Source organism: Aeribacillus sp. FSL K6-1121 (genome assembly GCF_038003725.1).
In the GTDB taxonomy this organism is placed as follows: domain Bacteria; phylum Bacillota; class Bacilli; order Bacillales; family Aeribacillaceae; genus Aeribacillus; species Aeribacillus composti.
In genome coordinates this window covers 3,814,555-3,831,255 of sequence record NZ_JBBOPS010000001.1, presented here as the reverse complement: position 1 = coordinate 3,831,255, position 16,701 = coordinate 3,814,555, and the positions used below count along the sequence as shown (strand labels likewise).

The 16,701-nt window shown below is 37.0% G+C and carries 20 protein-coding genes and 1 riboswitch; of the genes, 9 read left to right on the top strand and 11 right to left on the bottom strand.

Annotated features, from left to right (window positions below):
• Positions 1-60: 60 nt before the first annotated feature.
• On the bottom strand, positions 61-447 hold the full coding sequence (locus NSQ61_RS18600) for an OsmC family protein (protein ID WP_063386769.1): 387 nt from the start codon (positions 445-447) through the stop codon (positions 61-63).
• 181 nt (positions 448-628) lie between these two features.
• Between NSQ61_RS18600 and NSQ61_RS18595 the strand changes: the two genes are divergently transcribed.
• Positions 629-778 carry a BH0509 family protein gene (locus NSQ61_RS18595; protein WP_375338764.1) on the top strand — a complete coding sequence of 50 codons (150 nt, stop codon included), beginning with the start codon at positions 629-631 and terminating at the stop codon, positions 776-778.
• Between the two features lie 424 nt (positions 779-1,202).
• Here NSQ61_RS18595 and NSQ61_RS18590 read toward each other — a convergent pair whose 3' ends face one another.
• The 3 genes from NSQ61_RS18590 to NSQ61_RS18580 are packed head-to-tail and all read right to left on the bottom strand — an operon-like array spanning position 1,203 to position 2,873.
• Positions 1,203-2,030 (bottom strand): YihY/virulence factor BrkB family protein, encoded by an 828-nt coding sequence (locus tag NSQ61_RS18590; protein WP_063386771.1) that lies wholly within the window; start codon positions 2,028-2,030, stop codon positions 1,203-1,205.
• A 29-nt stretch (positions 2,031-2,059) separates the two neighbouring features.
• Positions 2,060-2,383 carry a YtxH domain-containing protein gene (locus tag NSQ61_RS18585; RefSeq protein WP_311066515.1) on the bottom strand — a complete coding sequence of 108 codons (324 nt, stop codon included), beginning with the start codon at positions 2,381-2,383 and terminating at the stop codon, positions 2,060-2,062.
• A gap of 16 nt (positions 2,384-2,399) precedes the next feature.
• Positions 2,400-2,873 carry a low molecular weight protein-tyrosine-phosphatase gene (locus tag NSQ61_RS18580; RefSeq protein WP_130156865.1) on the bottom strand — a complete coding sequence of 158 codons (474 nt, stop codon included), beginning with the start codon at positions 2,871-2,873 and terminating at the stop codon, positions 2,400-2,402.
• Between the two features lie 150 nt (positions 2,874-3,023).
• Between NSQ61_RS18580 and NSQ61_RS18575 the strand changes: the two genes are divergently transcribed.
• Entirely contained in the window at positions 3,024-3,254 is a 231-nt protein-coding gene (locus NSQ61_RS18575) for a DUF1128 domain-containing protein (protein ID WP_063386774.1), read from the top strand.
• Between the two features lie 509 nt (positions 3,255-3,763).
• Positions 3,764-3,946: a hypothetical protein gene (locus tag NSQ61_RS18570; protein WP_063386775.1), complete on the top strand. Its 183-nt coding sequence runs from the start codon at positions 3,764-3,766 to the stop codon at positions 3,944-3,946.
• Between the two features lie 41 nt (positions 3,947-3,987).
• On the opposite strand, the gene NSQ61_RS18565 is transcribed toward NSQ61_RS18570, so the two are convergent.
• From NSQ61_RS18565 to NSQ61_RS18555, 3 genes are all read right to left on the bottom strand, one after another.
• Positions 3,988-4,359: a DnaJ family domain-containing protein gene (locus NSQ61_RS18565; RefSeq protein ID WP_063386776.1), complete on the bottom strand. Its 372-nt coding sequence runs from the start codon at positions 4,357-4,359 to the stop codon at positions 3,988-3,990.
• Between the two features lie 21 nt (positions 4,360-4,380).
• The gene (locus tag NSQ61_RS18560; RefSeq protein WP_063386777.1) at positions 4,381-4,926 is read right to left on the bottom strand and encodes a DUF2179 domain-containing protein; all 546 of its coding nucleotides are present in this window, start codon (positions 4,924-4,926) and stop codon (positions 4,381-4,383) included.
• A 103-nt stretch (positions 4,927-5,029) separates the two neighbouring features.
• Entirely contained in the window at positions 5,030-6,265 is a 1,236-nt protein-coding gene (locus NSQ61_RS18555; protein WP_340807858.1) for a DUF418 domain-containing protein, read from the bottom strand.
• A 172-nt stretch (positions 6,266-6,437) separates the two neighbouring features.
• A riboswitch (TPP riboswitch) is annotated at positions 6,438-6,541 on the top strand.
• Positions 6,542-6,609: 68 nt separating this feature from the next.
• On the opposite strand from NSQ61_RS18555, the gene thiT reads away from it, so the two are divergent.
• On the top strand, positions 6,610-7,170 hold the full coding sequence (gene thiT / locus NSQ61_RS18550) for an energy-coupled thiamine transporter ThiT (RefSeq protein ID WP_094244462.1): 561 nt from the start codon (positions 6,610-6,612) through the stop codon (positions 7,168-7,170).
• A gap of 41 nt (positions 7,171-7,211) precedes the next feature.
• Here thiT and menC read toward each other — a convergent pair whose 3' ends face one another.
• Both menC and NSQ61_RS18540 read right to left on the bottom strand, forming a co-directional pair.
• Positions 7,212-8,321: an o-succinylbenzoate synthase gene (gene menC, locus NSQ61_RS18545; RefSeq protein ID WP_339211647.1), complete on the bottom strand. Its 1,110-nt coding sequence runs from the start codon at positions 8,319-8,321 to the stop codon at positions 7,212-7,214.
• A gap of 263 nt (positions 8,322-8,584) precedes the next feature.
• A complete protein-coding gene (locus tag NSQ61_RS18540; protein ID WP_340807856.1) occupies positions 8,585-9,541 on the bottom strand; it encodes a carbon-nitrogen hydrolase family protein in 957 nt (318 codons plus the stop codon).
• A gap of 856 nt (positions 9,542-10,397) precedes the next feature.
• Between NSQ61_RS18540 and pdxR the strand changes: the two genes are divergently transcribed.
• The 4 genes from pdxR to NSQ61_RS18520 all read left to right on the top strand — a co-directional run bounded on the left by pdxR (position 10,398) and on the right by NSQ61_RS18520 (position 13,426).
• Positions 10,398-11,837 carry a MocR-like pyridoxine biosynthesis transcription factor PdxR gene (gene pdxR / locus NSQ61_RS18535; protein WP_063386781.1) on the top strand — a complete coding sequence of 480 codons (1,440 nt, stop codon included), beginning with the start codon at positions 10,398-10,400 and terminating at the stop codon, positions 11,835-11,837.
• 65 nt (positions 11,838-11,902) lie between these two features.
• On the top strand, positions 11,903-12,151 hold the full coding sequence (locus tag NSQ61_RS18530; protein WP_339197505.1) for a hypothetical protein: 249 nt from the start codon (positions 11,903-11,905) through the stop codon (positions 12,149-12,151).
• A gap of 249 nt (positions 12,152-12,400) precedes the next feature.
• A complete protein-coding gene (locus NSQ61_RS18525; RefSeq protein ID WP_339197507.1) occupies positions 12,401-13,243 on the top strand; it encodes an SPFH domain-containing protein in 843 nt (280 codons plus the stop codon).
• Positions 13,244-13,258: 15 nt separating this feature from the next.
• The gene (locus NSQ61_RS18520; protein ID WP_065095528.1) at positions 13,259-13,426 is read left to right on the top strand and encodes an Arc family DNA-binding protein; all 168 of its coding nucleotides are present in this window, start codon (positions 13,259-13,261) and stop codon (positions 13,424-13,426) included.
• 169 nt (positions 13,427-13,595) lie between these two features.
• Here NSQ61_RS18520 and NSQ61_RS18515 read toward each other — a convergent pair whose 3' ends face one another.
• Both NSQ61_RS18515 and NSQ61_RS18510 read right to left on the bottom strand, forming a co-directional pair.
• Positions 13,596-14,651 (bottom strand): acyl-CoA dehydrogenase family protein, encoded by a 1,056-nt coding sequence (locus tag NSQ61_RS18515; RefSeq protein WP_311066519.1) that lies wholly within the window; start codon positions 14,649-14,651, stop codon positions 13,596-13,598.
• A 384-nt stretch (positions 14,652-15,035) separates the two neighbouring features.
• On the bottom strand, positions 15,036-15,569 hold the full coding sequence (locus NSQ61_RS18510) for a DUF4242 domain-containing protein (RefSeq protein WP_063386785.1): 534 nt from the start codon (positions 15,567-15,569) through the stop codon (positions 15,036-15,038).
• 126 nt (positions 15,570-15,695) lie between these two features.
• Between NSQ61_RS18510 and NSQ61_RS18505 the strand changes: the two genes are divergently transcribed.
• Positions 15,696-16,142 carry a winged helix-turn-helix transcriptional regulator gene (locus NSQ61_RS18505; RefSeq protein ID WP_066247718.1) on the top strand — a complete coding sequence of 149 codons (447 nt, stop codon included), beginning with the start codon at positions 15,696-15,698 and terminating at the stop codon, positions 16,140-16,142.
• The last annotated feature ends 559 nt before the right edge of the window (positions 16,143-16,701 follow it).

The window sequence follows — 16,701 nt, the reverse complement described above, 5'->3', positions numbered from 1 at the left end:
TATACACATTTATTGTATTACATTTTTTTCTAAAAACAATTTTTTTGCTCATAAAAGCTTTTATTTTAGTTCAAATGTTTCCGTAATGTTGATGCTGCCTTCTACTGATTGAACCATTGGACAATTTTTGTGCGCCAGCTCCAAGCATTTTTGAATTTGCTCACGGTCCAAATCCTCGCTGGAACTTGAAATGATGAAATGAAGATGAATTTTTTCAATTCTGTTCGCTTTTTCTTCGTTCCGTTCAACTTCAGCTTGAATCGTAATATCGTCATAAACGATTCTTTTTTTATCTAAAATTTTTCTGAAAACACTTCCGCTGCAGCCAGCAATGGCGGAAACCATCAATTGAAATGGACGGAATCCGTATGTAACATCACCTGCCACATGCAGTTCTCCGTATTCAAAAGTTGTTTTATATCCAATTTCCTTCATTTGAAATTCCATGCTGTATCATCTCCTCCATTAATATCTACAATTTTATTGTAATTGATTAATTTTTTTATTTGCAATTAATACAAATTGCGGGAAAAAAATTAAAAAATAAGTTGAACATCTACTCCATCTGTTATATAATAGTTTCAAAATAAAAAAACTGTATCATAACATTATAGAGGAGAGGGGAAAAATGATGAAACGGCAGGAAAGAAAAAATATGATTGATTTTATTGAAAAAATAGGAAATATTGATCGGGAAACGCTTATGTACATGACGGATGCGGACATTGAACACATTTATGCTTCTATTTATGATCGATATTTAGAAATGGCTGAGTAGAAAACGCAAAAGAAGCCTTCCGCCGCCGGAGGTCCGATGCGAACATTCCCGCAAAAAAAAGAAGCTTCAACACGCAGACACTCACCTCTTGCCGAACTTTATTTAATATAAAATTAAAGCTCTGAACTCATGGCAAACATAGCTAAATTCTTGCTGAATACAAAAACCCGGGCTGTCGAAAAAGTCGACAGCCCGAGGAATGCGCTTGATAATATCTCTTTTAATGGTAGCCGTTTTGGCCGTTCGCACTTCCGCTTGTTTTATGCTTCGGCTTGGATTTTGAGTTTTGCTTGTTGTGTTGACCGCCTTTTTTTGATTGCTTTGCCACTCGTATGTCCTCCTGTTTACGTCAATTTTTTCAGCCTCATTTTTAATATGACCATGTGAAATGAAAAAAAGTCTTCGAAATAAATGGCGGCCTTTATTAATTATTGGAATTTTTTGATAAAATTGCATTGATCTCCCCGCCTAATATAATAATAACCGCGGAAAGATAAAACCAAATTAGAAGAATGATCACCCCGCCGAGGCTTCCATATGTCACGCTGAAATTCCCAAAATTTCCGACATAGTAAGAAAAAAGAAGAGAAACAACAATCCAGCCAACGGTAGCAAATAAAGCGCCTGGATATGCTTCAGAAATTTTCATCCGTTTATTTGGCGCAATAAAATACAGTCCTGTAAAAACGATGCACAAAATAACAGCACTTAATAACCATCTTATCGTATTCCATATCGTTAAAAACACTTCTGTAAATCCGAACGCCCGAAATATAAACAAGCCTATCTCTCTGCCAAACACCGGAAGCAGCAGTGCAACTAAAATGACTAAAATCATGGCAAAAGTCAACAAAATAGACATCAAGCGAGCTACAAGGAAATGACGGTTTTCTTCCACTTGATATGCTTTATTAAAAGCTCTGACAATCGCATTAATCCCATTTGAGGCAGACCAAATTGTTCCAATGACTCCGAACGACAAAAGGGTCACATTTTGAGTTTCAATAATATGCCTCACATTGTTTTCGATCAATTTCATTGTATTTCCCGGTGCATATTGTGCGACAAAATCAAGAACAACATCTGAAGAGAGGGGCAAATATGCAAGGAGATTCATTAAAAAAATAAGGAATGGAAAAAGAGACAAAAGAAAGAAGTAGGCTAACTCCGCAGCTAAACTTGATATTTCATCTTCTTTAAACCGTTTAAAAAGCTCTTTAGCGATTTGAAGAAGGTTGATGTGGTCATCCATCTTGGCACCTCATTTCAAACTAGTTTCTGTCAAAGGCGCTCCTTCCATTTCTCTTTTGCTTCTTTCATTATTTCCATTACTTTCGGTGTCGTTTCTTTTAATTCTTTCACTTTTTCAGAAACAAATTCAATATCTTCGATTGTTTGCTCGATTGTTCTTTTGACAGAGTTCATTTTTTCCTTTGTTTTATCAGCAATCTCCATCGGATTTTCTGCGCACTGCTTGATTTTGCTAAAAGCTGATCTGCTTTTGCTGATTACATTGTCCCTTGTTTTTTTATCCAATAAAGAAAGCGCTGCGCCTGCGATCGCTCCGATGAACAGCCCTTTTAACAATTTATTTTGCGATTTCATTTGACTTTCACCTCTTCTACGAAAGATGGTGTTCTTCTTTGATCTTCTGGAGCAGCCCTTTGCAGCCTTTGACAACCATGTCATAAACCTCTTCAAAGTTCCCAGTATAATACGGATCAGGGACGTCCAAAATATCAGCATCTGGTACGAAATCCATTAAACGACTGATTTCACCCGTATTGTTATATCCTGCCATCCGGCGCAAATTTCCTAAGTTTTCTCCATCCATGGCAATAATATAATCAAAATCTGATAAATCATTCTTATGAATTTGACGTGCTTTTAAACCTTCATAAGAAATTTGGTAACGGTCTAATATTTCTCGAGTCCCTCTATGCGGCGGGCTTCCTACATGCCAGCCTCCCGTTCCCGCTGAATCGACAAAAATTTTATCTTCCAGACCTTCCCGTTTAACTAAATCACGAAAAACCGCCTCAGCCATTGGCGAACGGCATATATTTCCTAAACAAACAAAAAGTACTTTTATCATTGCTGAAACCTCCTGAAACCATTGCTTCAATCGTTTTTTCATAAGCTGCAAAGAATAGTTTGGAAAGATCAATTTTTTTGATCATAATATTCAATCTTTCATAATACATGATACAATGAAACAAATAAAAAAACGAGAGGATGAAATCAATTGAATTTATGTGAAAAATCAGCAGAAAATATGGAATACATGATTAAAAAAATTACAGAAAAATTGAATATGATCAACATCAGTGCAGTTCAACCAACACATTTTAATGTAAATATGTATGAAGACCTAAAAGAAATTTATGACCATGTAATGAAAAAAAATACTTTCAGCCCCAGCGAAATGCAAGCAATTGCAGAGGAATTGGGGAACCTACGAAAGAGCACTCTTTAAGTGAATTGAGCTTTCTGCTGCTCGTTGCGAATGGGCTTGTGCAAATGACGGCAATTAGTGTTTAACTTAGCGATGTTGAAGTGTTGTGAAAACTCGCAGCTGCTGTCCTCATCAGCTTGCTTCAGTTGATTTGTTATATGTGGTTCTATACGCTTCTCAAAACGATGTTCGAGTCACATTAGGAACCGCCCAATCTGCCATCCATCAGAGGTTTAGCTTGGATTCTAAAGCAGGCGAATCGTGTACGCGCTCCATTTTCATCATTCTCTTTTTTCTTTTGCAGGAGAAAAATAAAGATAGACCTCCTTGTTGTTTAGATGCCAGATTTCAGAAGAAATCGTTTTTACTTTAAAGCAGCTTTATAAATTCAGTATAAGCTGCTTTTTGTATAATAACTTTTTGTCAAAACGGTGTCTATTTTTTGAACAAAATGTGAATTTTTTGTTTCGTTTTTGTGACAAATGATTTATAATAAAAGAAAACGTTTTCTTTGTTTGGGGGTCAAAAAAATGGTCGTGACACTTATGAAATATTTTTATTTATTCGTTGCTCTCTTCTGTTTATTGTCTGGAATTTTGGTCGGTTTTGCAAAGGAGCTTCCGCTTTCGGTGATAGTCATTTTCTTAGGCTTTTTCAATCTTGCTTTATATTATGTCTTCCATAGAGAAGCCTTGAAAAAACAGCAAATTTAAAAGAATGGCGAAAATAAAGGCACCATTCTTTTTCGAAAACGTCAAATAAGCTTTTTATAAACTTTATCTTTATAAAATTGAGATGCAGATGTGTTGAATATATTCCTTTTCTTCACGATTCGTTCCAATGCTAATTGTTTTTCCGACAGCTTTTGTTGTAATTTTTTCCTTTCTGCTTCATCTTCACAGCATTTTAGTAAATCTTGAATAGTTAATAGTTCCTTTTTCAAGTCATTTTCTTGATCGACCATACCGGCGTTTCTCAAAAGACGATAAGCCATTCGGAGTTCTTCCGGAATATCAGACAAATCGTCATGCGGGAGAGGCTTCCCCATCCCGGGAAGTTCTTTAAACTCTCCCTCTTCATATGCCTTTTTGATCCGATCCTCAGCAATTTGTGCAAATATATCCACGCTTCATCCTCCCTTCGACCGTTATGTTCGTTCTTTTTCTAAACGCTTTACCCGCTTTTTCATCGCTTTTGTTAAATATCCGCCTTTAAAAGAACGAATTTCATATGAGCTTAAAAACGCTTTTGGTTCTATTTCATTGACAAGTTTTAAAAATTCTTCCTCCCGAGACCGTTTGGCAACAACTTCCAAACGATACCTAATCGAATTCATTCCTTCTCCTTGAAAGACCGTAACCCCAAAACCAGCCTCCCTCAATTTTTTTACTAATCCGGAATTTTTATCCATTAAATTCACATTGTATGTTACATATCCAAAAGCCAGCTTTTTCTCCAGTTCACCGCCCAACAACAGCCCTGCACCAAAACCGATAATATATGCACTAATATTGTAAATATTAGATAAATCTTGAAAAACTATTCCTAAAGCGACAATATAAATCGCTGCTTCTAGCAAACCTATACCAGCAGCAGCCTTTGTTTGATTTTTCACTAACAAAATAGTTCGGATCGTCAATACTGGTACATACAATAATTGCAGCAAAAAAATAAAAATTGCTTGTAGAAACATGTTGCCTAGACACTCCTTTGTTCCATCATACTATAAATTATTTTCAAAAAGAAAGAGCTATCATAAACTCAAAATCTGAGATTTGAAACTACATTTTTACAATTCATCTTGATCTGTTATTATGCTTCGAAACTTCCTTTTTCATGCGAATAGGCTGGCGCTTGAAATACATCGCTGTTCTCCATACCCACTCCAACGGCCCTAATTGAAAATATTTAAACCAAATATGGCTGATGATAAGCTGCACGGCAAAAATTGCGAGTGCAAGCCAAAAACCGGCGAAGGGGTATACTTTACCGTACAATCCCAATCCGTAATGATAAAAAAGATATGTACAAATAACAGATTGCATGATGTAATTTGTCAATGACATGCGTCCAACAGGCGCAATCTTCTTAACAATTTGCCGACAGATTGGGTGAAAATATAAAAATATGAGAGAGATCACATAAAACAACATGAGAAATGGTGCACCGAACACCATGTAAAAACTATTTTCAGCGGTGACCGCAAAAATATTTAACGGAAGCCCAATGATAAGCCCGAAAAACCAGATGGCTGTTAATAACCTTCGATGCTTCTCCGGTTCTTGAAAAAGCTTTTGTTTCGCAAATATCATGCCAACTAAAAACATGCTGATATATGGGAGCATGTTTATTATATAGACAAGCGGTTGAAAAGGCCACATGCCAGACATAGACATGTAAAAAAGCCGATCATGAATACGCTGATGGAAAATATCAGTAAAACTTCCGTTTTGATATGAATGGATTGCGTTTCTTGCCTCCTCTTCCAGTAAGGCAGCCTGCTCTCTTTTTTGGACTAAAGCATCCTCACCATTGGATACAGCCGTCATCAAACCAATAAGGAGCAAATATAAACTAAATAAACATACAGTCCATACCAAAAGGGTTTTCCAGGAACACTTCCGGAAAAAAAGGAGAAGAAACCCCAGCACAGCATAATCCATTAAAATGTCTCCATCCCAAATGAAAAATGAATGAATTAGTCCAAATACAAAAAGCACCACCAGTCTGCGTATATATATAGAAACAAAGTTCCTGCCGTTTCCTAAAGCCCGTTCCTCCATGATGATGATTCCAAATCCGAACAATAATGAGAACATTGTAATAAACTTCATTTGTACAAATATTTCCAAAATATTTTTCGTTAGAAAATCCCATGTTCTCCATGTTTCAGTAAAAAAATTTTCGCTGCCTATTTGGTATAAATATACATCTGGATAGCTGAAATGCGCCATATTCACAAGTAAAATGCCAAATATCGCAGCCCCCCGCACCACATCCACTACTTCATAACGCTCACGTTTAAGATTCAAACCAAAACCCCCATTCTGAAAAAAGTTCTTATTGTTAACGCCCTTTTTTCATTACTTTTTGTCCAAAGGCTGCATTTCAGCTTTATCATGTTTAAATTTATTTGAATATAGCGAAAAAAGAATGACAATTTTCTTATAGTCTATTATGATAGACATAAGATTCGAATATCAACAGATCCACAAGGGGAGCTATATGCTGAGAGTGGACGGATATTTCGTCCAGACCCTTTGAACCTGTTAGTTAATGCTAGCGTAGGGATGTGGAAGTATACTGATCCATGATACAGCCTTTTCCCCCTTATGGATATTTGTTGATAGCAAATAATATACAGGGGGTTTTATTTTTGGAAAAAAATCGCTTATTACTATTAATAGAAGCAGCAATCTTTGCAGCATTGGCAGTTATACTTGATCTTCTCCCTTCCATTCAATTATCATCAGCCATTTCTATATCCATTGCCATGGTGCCTGTACTCATATTATCGTTTCGATCCGGTGCAAAGATTGGCTTCATTTCCGGCTTTTTATGGGGATTATTGCAAATTGTATTAGGTGATGCATACATCCTGATGCCTGTTCAAGGCTTCATCGACTATTTTCTAGCTTTTTCCTTTATCGGTTTAGCCGGTCTTTTCTGCAAAACTATCCAAAATAAGCTGAAAGATGGAAAGAAAAGCTCTGCTCTTGTTTTCATCATCTTTGGCGTCTTCATCGGAGCTTTTGCACGTTATTTTTGGCATTTTATCAGCGGTGTCTTTTTCTTCGGAGAATATGCACCAGAAGGAATGTCAGCGGTCGTTTATTCTTTGATCGTAAACGGCATTACGATGATAGGAGCGTTTGTATTATGCGCTGTCGTTACTGTTATTCTCATTATGGCAGCGCCAAGATTGGTTGTAAAATAAACAAAATCATCCTCTGCAAAACATGCAGAGGATAATTTTGTTTATAGGGTAAATACTTTCGTTTCAACAGTGTATTTTTTTAATTTTTCACGGCTTACATGAAAACCGATCCCCGGGTTATCAGGCAAGGCAATTTTTCCATTATAAACCGATATTTCCGGTTCAATAATATCTTCTTCCCAATACTTAGATGAACTGGATATATCTCCTGGCAGTGTGAATTGTTCAAGTGTCGCTAAGGCTATATTATGGGCCCGTCCAATCCCTGATTCAAGCATCCCTCCGCACCAAACTGGAACATTTTGCTCTTTGCAAAAATCATGGATTTTTTTTGCTTCTGTCAAACCGCCAACACGGCCGATTTTTATATTCATAATTTTGCAGCTTCGAAGTTCAACAGCCTTTCGAGCATCTTCGAAGGAACAAATACTTTCATCTAAACAGATCGGTGTGTCCAATTCTTTTTGAAGTTTGCTATGATCCACAATATCATCGTGCGCAAGAGGCTGCTCAATCATCATTAATTGAAACTCATCCAATTGTTTTAGATGATTTATATCTTTTAATGTATAGGCACTGTTCGCATCAGCCATTAAATCCAAGTTCGGAAAATGCTTCCGTATTTCCTTAACTACTTCAATATCCCAACCTGGTTTAATCTTTATTTTTACTCTCTTGTATCCTTCCTCCTGATATTGTTCAATAAGACTGATTAAATCTTTTATTGTTGGCTGAATACCGATGCTCACCCCAGCTTCAACTTCTTTTTTCATTCCCCCGAGAGCTTGTGAAAGAGGTATATTTTGCTGTTTTGCATATAGATCCCACACGGCACCTTCCAAAGCCGCTTTTGCCATATAATTTCTGCGAATAAAACGAAACGATTCAGCCAACTCACGAGGATGATGAAACGTCGTCTTTGATAAAATCGGAATGAGGAAATCTTCGATCATGTGCACAGTTGTTTTCACGGTTTCTTCTGTATACCATGGAGTGGAAAAAGCAACCCCTTCTCCAAAACCGGCTGCACCATCATCATCCTTTACTTCTACGATCAACAATTCGCGATCGTGAATGTCTCCATAGCTAGTAGAAAATGGGGCTTTCAAACGCATCTGTAATATATGCAAAACAATTTTCTTAATTTTTATCAATTAAGAGCATCTCCTTTTTTAGCCAAGCTCTCAGCTAAGTTCGACAAAATCATTCCCATTCGCCAGAGGGCTCGATATTTCCCGGAAAATATTTCTTAAAATAGCGAATCCACTCGAACGTTTGTTTTACACTAATTATAAAATAAACGCTTTCTTAATGTAAAGGAGCAAGGGATTTCTTTATTTCCCTTATTGTTTATTGAACTGCGAAGCCTCAAATAAATAATGAGATCATCGTAGAAACGAGTCTCATCATGAGATTAATTTTTCCACTCAATAGTTGTCTTCTTCTCTTTGTTGACTAGCAATTTAAAAACATCAGGTCTTGCATAATGCCCAACAGGATCAAAATCAAACTGGCTATAGGCGATTTGTTTCATATCCAGTTCTGCAATGATGATGTCTTCCTTACCAAATACGGGCTTTGCCACATATTCACCCAACGGTCCAACAATCGCGCTACCTCCTCTGCTCATTACTTCAGGTGAAGAAGTAAGTTCATCATAACAAGCCAAATCTTTCGGATACATATCTTTTGTCACATATTGATTGGCAGACAAAACAAAGCATCTCCCCTCCAAAGCAATGTGACGGATTGTTGACTGCCAAGTTTCCCTTGCATCAGCCGTTGGGGCAATATAAATTTGAATTCCTAGTGCGTACATCGCAGCCCTTGCTAACGGCATATAATTTTCCCAGCAGATTAGCGCCCCTATTCTTCCATAAGGGGTGTCAAACACTGGTAATGTGCTTCCATCCCCTTCCCCCCAAACAATCCGTTCTGCTGCAGTCGGTTTTAATTTGCGGTGTTTTCCTAACAACTGTCCGTCAGAATCGAAAAATAAAACAGAACAGTAAAGAGTCCCGCCGCTAAATTCATTATCCCTTTCTGTTACACCTATCACAAGGTAGACACCTGCTTTTCGAGCCGCTTCACCAAGTTGTTCCGTCGTTTCGTCTGGAACAGCTACAGAATTGCTCCAGTATCTATACCAATCCTTCCTCCCTTCAGCCGAACGGCTCCCAATCGTTGTACCAAAAGATAAGCCTCTAGGATAAGCGGGAATAAAAGCTTCAGGAAATACAACAATCTTTGCTCCTTTTTCAGCAGCTTGATGTATGAGGCTAACCGCCTTTTTTGTCGTGGCGTCCCGGTCCATAATAACAGATGAGGCTTGTATAACAGCAACTTTAACCTTTTGTGCTCTGTTCGACATATTTTTCCCCTCCACCAAATCAAAAAATCTAAAGCAATCTTAAATGCCGAAGCTCATGAACCTTCAAAGTCATAACCTTCGGAAGTTGCACCCTATTCATCTTCCATAAAAAAATCTGCACAGGAAGGAAAACACTTTGAATAATCCTCTTTTTAAGCATAGAAGGGCCGGTCCATGAATTTGAGTTCAAAATAATTGGATTATGTTTTTCCATGAGAGCTTTTCATGTGATATCTCATCTGAAGTAATTTAATGATAATTTCTTAGCATGCTCCTTTGTACAATACAGCTGTGGTTGAGTGTCGAACTAACTATCAACACTTAATTCTATAAAGCATTAAGCGTAAAATATGAGAAACGGTTTGAATTGGAGTATATTATTCATAATAAAAATGTTCAAAAATTTTTGGACCATCCAATCAAAGACTTTGTCAATCATCCAATTTCAATACTGCAACAGCCATTTATCCAAGACGAACCATAAAGTGAAATAAATTTGCCGAAAATCGCACATCTATTTTAAGGGTTTTCAACTTCAAGTAAAGAAAAAATCGGGCAGGACAGCTTTAAACATTGCGTCCATGTTACAAAAGCTAACGATTTTTCAGCAGCGTTCAAATCATGTGCTAAAAACTCCAAGTTAAAATAAAAGTGGATGGGTAAAATGTTACTGAATTGGATGGGCATTATTCTTTCATCTAGCGTTATAATTAATGTTTGAACAGGTTCAAATTTTGATGAATATAACAACATTTTCGATTATGTTCAATAGGAACATTCTATAGATAAATAACAAAGAACCTGATTAACTTGCCATATTGCAGGAAGTGCCAAGCAGATCAAAAGGGTGAAGCATATGGACTGGAAACCGGATCGAAATGCAAAAAAGCCTATATATAAACAGCTGGCCGAATATATTGAAAATGGAATTGCGGATGGCACATTTCCCCCTGATAAACCGCTGCCTTCTGAACGGTTTTTGGCCAATAAGCTGCAAATAAACAGAAGCACAGTTGTGGCTGCATATGACGAATTAGAATCAAACGGACTTATCGAGAGAAAGAGAGGAAGCGGAACAACAATCAGCAAAGATATATGGGGCATGACAAAGAAGCGTGTACCAAGCTGGAATCGGTATATTGAGGCAGGATCGTTCTTGCCGAATTTACCTGTGACCCAGAGAATACGCAAAGAGATGGAAGAGCATAAACTAATCAATTTAGCTAGCGGTGAATTGTCGGAAGATCTTTTTCCAATCGACTCCTTGCGAGAAATCATTTCGACAAGGTCATTTATCGGAAGCCTAGGATATGATCATCCTCAAGGGAATGAGATATTAAGAAAAACTATCACAAAGCATGTGAAACGATATCGGAGAATTGAGACAAATCCGTCTTCCATTCTCATCACATCAGGAGCGCAGCAAGCTTTATATTTAATCGTCCAATGCTTATTAAAGCCGGGTGATGCGATAGCATTAGAAGAGCCTTCGTATTATTACAGTCTCCCGGTCTTTAAATCAACCGGAATTAGACCTTTCTATTTACCAGTTGACAAAGACGGTATAAACCCGGATGATTTGCTTCTATTGCATAAAAAACATCGAATCAGGATGATCTTTTTAAATCCTGCTTTCCAAAATCCATCAGGCGCTTTCCTTCATAAAAACCGGCGGGAAAAAATATTGGAAATATCGTCTGAGTATGGAATACCGATTGTTGAAGACGATCCTTACAGTTTAACGTCCTTTAATGGGGAAGAGACCTACCCGCTAAAATCAATGGATGAGCATGGAAATGTCTTATATATCAGCTCATTGTCGAAAATTGTTGCTTCTGGTTTGCGAATTGGTTGGGTTATTGGACCAAAGCCTGTGATTGAAAGATTGTCTGATGCCAAACAGCAAGTGGATTTCGGTCATGCCAGCTTTACTCAATGGATTGCCAATGATTTTCTGGAATCTGACGACTTCGATGCCCATATCAACTGCTTAGTCAAACGGCTCGAAAACAGAAGGGATCAAATTGTCAAAAGCCTTCGATTCTACTTAAAAGACGATGTTGATTTTTATATCCCGCAAGGAGGCATTCATTTATGGTGCAAAATAAAGAAAGACTTTAATGAGATCCAGCTGCTAGAAGAGTCGATCAAGCGCGGGGTTATTTATGTTCCGGGCTCAACGCTTGGATCAAGTACAAAATATGTCCGTTTTACCTTCGCAAGAGAAAATGAAGAAAATATAAATGAAGGAATAAAAAGATTTGCTGATGCATTTTATAATATTCAGCATAAATAAATTCCTATTTTCAGGTGATTATCAAAATTCTCTACCACAATGTAAAGAGACAGGGAGATGGTTTTATGTATAGTATGTTATTGACCGTAGGCATTATTATTTGTGTACTTGCACTCATTTTAACTGCGTTTATCGGAAAAGAAGTAGGAAAAAAAATAGAAACATATAAAGCGATCGGGAACAGTCCCCATGATGAACTTACAAGGTCAAGGGAATATGAAACAAGCTCCTTTCGCAATGTTCGCTCGTTGACATGGATTTATACCTTATTGTTCATTGTCATCCTCATTGTATGTCTTATTTTTCTGTTTTAATGCTAAAGAAACGAACCTATGCAAACAATAATGAACTAAATATATTTAAACCTAAATCCTCGACTAACCCTTGCTAACGAAATGACGTTTAGCATGGTTGTTAGTTGAGGTTTTTTATTTTGGTTTTCATTGAATTTTCATAGCTCCAAAAACGTTTTTCGCCAAAATTTTTTGACAATATATATTTACATTTATTTCAAAAAGTGATATCATTTTAATATAAAAATAATATGAGAGGGGCAATGAAAGTTGAAAGAAAAAAAGGCATGGTTTATTGACGGGTTTATTGGAATTGTATTAATCGTTGCACTTTTGCTCGGAGCAGCTTTTACATTTATCCAGGAGTTTATTGTTCTTGCAATTGTATTGGTTGTTCTTGCCGTACTTCTTGGAAGCGGTCTTACCATTGTACAGCCGAATCAAGCAAACGTTGTCATTTTCTTCGGACGTTATTTAGGAAGCATTCGGAAAAGTGGCCTTGCTTTAACGGTTCCATTAACTATTAGACAAAAGGTGTCCCTTCGCGTTCGAAATTTTAACAGCAAAAAGCTAAAAGTAAACGATGTGGAAGGGAATCCGATTGAAATTGCTTCGGTCATCGTCTTTAAAGTAATCGATTCCGCAAAAGCAACTTTTGATGTGGATGATTATGAAGAATTCGTGGAAATCCAAAGCGAGGCTGCCATTCGTCATGTAGCAACGAAATATCCTTACGATACGTTTGATGACCACAATATTACATTAAGAGGCAACGCCGATGTTGTTTCAAAAGAGCTGGCAGATGAATTGCAAGAACGGTTGAACGTCGCTGGAGTTGAAGTAATAGAAGCTAGACTGACTCATTTAGCTTACTCGACTGAAATTGCCAGCGCCATGCTTCAGCGCCAGCAGGCAGCCGCCGTTTTATCTGCGAGAAAAAAGATTGTCGAAGGAGCCGTCAGTATGGCCCAAATGGCTGTCGAGCAGCTGGCTAGCGACGGAACGATTGAGCTTGATGAAGAAAGAAAGGTTAACATGGTGAATAATTTAATGGTTGCGATCATCTCCGATCGCGGCACCCAGCCGGTCATAAATACCGGAAGTCTATATTAATGGTTGTGTCGCACCATGGCAAAAAAGAAAAATTTCCCTTTAAGAATCGATCCTGAATTGTATGCCGTTATTGAACGTTGGGCGCAAGAGGAATTCCGCAGCGTCAATTCCCATATTGAATTTTTATTGCGGGACGCTGCTCGACGCGAAGGAAGGTTAAAGAAAAAAAAGGAGAAAGAATAAAACATCGATCATCTTTTCCGCAAGTCGAAAATTGGCTGCTGACTTCCTTCAGATCTTGGCGCCCTAGACACCCTTGTCTTAAACAAAATACTGCTGCTTTAAAGCTTGGCGAATGTACAGATGCCCAGCACATACAAAAAATCCCTTATGGAGAACCATGAGGGATTTTTTATGAGTGAAGAACTTTTTCTAAATGTTTCACTGTTGGTGTTAAATTAGCAAAGAAATACGCTTCGCGGAGTCTGCGGGAAGGTGCACTATGCATGAGATATCCGGCACTTCCGTGATGAAGCATGTTTGCCTGTACAGCTTCAAGGGTTAAATAAGCAGCTTCCAAACGTATCTTTGCAATTTCTTTCCAGTCGAGTCTTTGATCGCTGAACAATGCATGAATGTCATCTTGAATTTTGCGCTCTTGTGTTTTCAATTGACCCGGCTGTATTTTCAAAAAGCTGTTGCAGCCATTTTGTTTATTAATAACCTTTTCAATGGAGGCGATGGAAGATCGTATAACACCTAAACCAAGAGGTATTTGATATAAAATGAAAACCGGGCGGATTTTCTCCACAAAAAGATCCGCATCGTCAGATAAAACCCACTGATTCGGGACAAAAACATCTTGAAAAGTACAAGAATATGTTGCGCTTCCATTTAAACCTAGAAAATCATTTTTTTCCTTTAATATTAATCCTTCTGCATTGCTCGGAATGAAGCACATGATTCGTTTGTGTTCATCCACCTCAGCAATCACACCGAACCAATGATTGTCACCTAGATTGGATACATTCGGCAAAACACCTGAAAGTATATAACCATCTTCTTTAGGTTTTGCCTTTAAGTGCAATTTTTCAAGTCCTGCATAATATTTCATCGGATTCGATAAGCCTGTTGCACCTAAAATTTTTCCACTCTCCAACAAAGGGAGCAATTTATTTTTTAATGAAAGATTATTGGAATTTCGCACATAAGTTAAAGCGGCCAGATGGCACCATAGGCAAAATGCAGTCGTCATACACCATTTTGCTGTTTCTTCTACTACTTTCATTTCTTGTAAAATATATTCCTTTTGCGACTTATGATTCGTAGAGAAAAATCCAGCTTTCCCTAGCTCCCGCAAATATTGCTCCTGATAAAAACCTTCCGCATCAATTTTTTTTACATATGGTTTCAATTCTTTTTCAATTAACTGCTCCAACGTTTCAACTTTTTCGTCCAAACTATTCATTTCAATCATCACCCGCGTTCATAATGTCCGAAATCAGGCATTCCAATTATTATTAAATAAATAATTCCTACGTGTTTAGTCGGTTTAAAGTTATTTTATTATATTAGGTTCAAAAAATCAATCTTTATTTTGCCGTCTCTCCTATTTTTTTGATAAAGATGAACCTGTATATGTATTTCAAAAGAGCTTAAAAAAAAAGACAATAAACCAATGCTTGGCTTATTACAACTTCCTGAAAGTAGCCGGCATCCGCAAGCTACTTTCAGATAAAAATCGAAAAAATATAAAAGCAAGTGGAAAGAAACGCATTGTTTTTCTCCACTTGCTTCATTTTAGGGACTTATCGGACAGCCCCGCCTCTTTAAAAAAGGTGATTAAAATTGATTATTTATCTGCCAATATTTCCGTAATGGAGTCAATTGGTGTTTTTACTGCGTTGCGGGCACGCTTAACAGCCTCTTCATCTGGTGCATCGTAGAAGCAAAGGCATTTTGTCATATCTTCACAAACATAAGTTCTCGAAAATGTTACTTCAGGAACTTCTTGATAATGTACAGAGTTTTTCTTCTTTCTCTCCAAATATTGTTCCATTGTCAAATCTTCTGGTAAATTCCATTCAACCAAATAATTGACAACTTCATTATTTTTCTTTACATCTTCGAGTTCTTTTCCAACAAGACGAACTTGTTTTACTAGATGAATAGGTATCTGAATGTCTTTTAACGTTTCAGTGGCAGCTTTTTGATTTTCTGCTTCAACAATAAAGAATGCGCGTGAGAAATCCTTTGATACTTGAAGTTCAATTAATGATGCCTGATTTTCGTTTAATTTTCCTTGAAGCTCTGAAACTTTTTGATCTAATTCCTCTTTTGCTGATACAATACCATTTAAGGATGATTCAATTAAGTATAGCGCCATATTTTTATCCCCCACTTTTTTATTATCATAAAGTCATTTTAATATACTTAGTTCAAAAAATCAACTTAATCACTTTTAAATTATTTTATGTTAAAATGGATTGTAACAAATGGAGGAGATTAGTTTATGAAAATAAGATATGATATCCCTTGCAACATCGCGCAATCACTTAATATCATTGGAGATCGTTGGACACTGTTAATTATTCATGAAATTTTAAACGGAAATGCACTTTTTAATGAAATTAAAAAAGCTTTACCGGGAATTTCTTCTAATTTGCTTTCGGAACGTCTCAGATATTTAGAAGAAGAAGGCCTCGTTCAATCAGAGCTTTATTCACAGCATCCACCTCGATACCGCTATGTATTAACACAAAGCGGAAAAGATTTAGAGCATGTTTTCAATGCACTTATTATTTGGGGAAGCAAACATTTAAAAAAATGTTATAAAAAACTAATTGACCCGGCTACAGGTGATGAGGTGGACATTGCCTATTATTCCAAAAAAACAGGCGAACTTGTCCAAAATGTTGAAGTTATTTCTATTGAAAGTGAGCTTCAAAATATTAAATAAAAATGCTGTCAGGTCTTCTAAGACTAGTTTAAGGATAGGCGTGCTGGAAGCTCCGGCAATTGCCTTTCAGGAGGAGTTTTTCCACGCGTCTAGCCTCTTAGATACCAATTTTTACATAAATTCATTTCCCTTTGTCAATAACGAATACGAAATCCATATTATAAATCCCCTATTCCAGGTTATCATCATTCCCTTGTTCTCCTTTTTCAACACCTTCCGTAAAATCCAGTATGCTTGAATCACCTACCTATTCTTAAAGCATCACTTTAAAAATCCCGCTTACAGCTTTAAATGTTTTCCTGCCTCCGGCTTCAAAAATGCCATCCGCAAACGTCCATCATAATAAAAATAAAAACGCAATTACTAAGCTTATCCTCATTGAACTCCCATCACTTCTTCTGCAAAACGTCCAGATACATCGGTGCAAACCGCTCACAATCAAAATAACACGATTCATTCTCAAAAATTAAAATCATTGACACTAAAAAATATTTTCTATATATAGTTGAAAAAACTAACAAAGTATAATAAAATGATCTACAAATATTAAAACTCACTA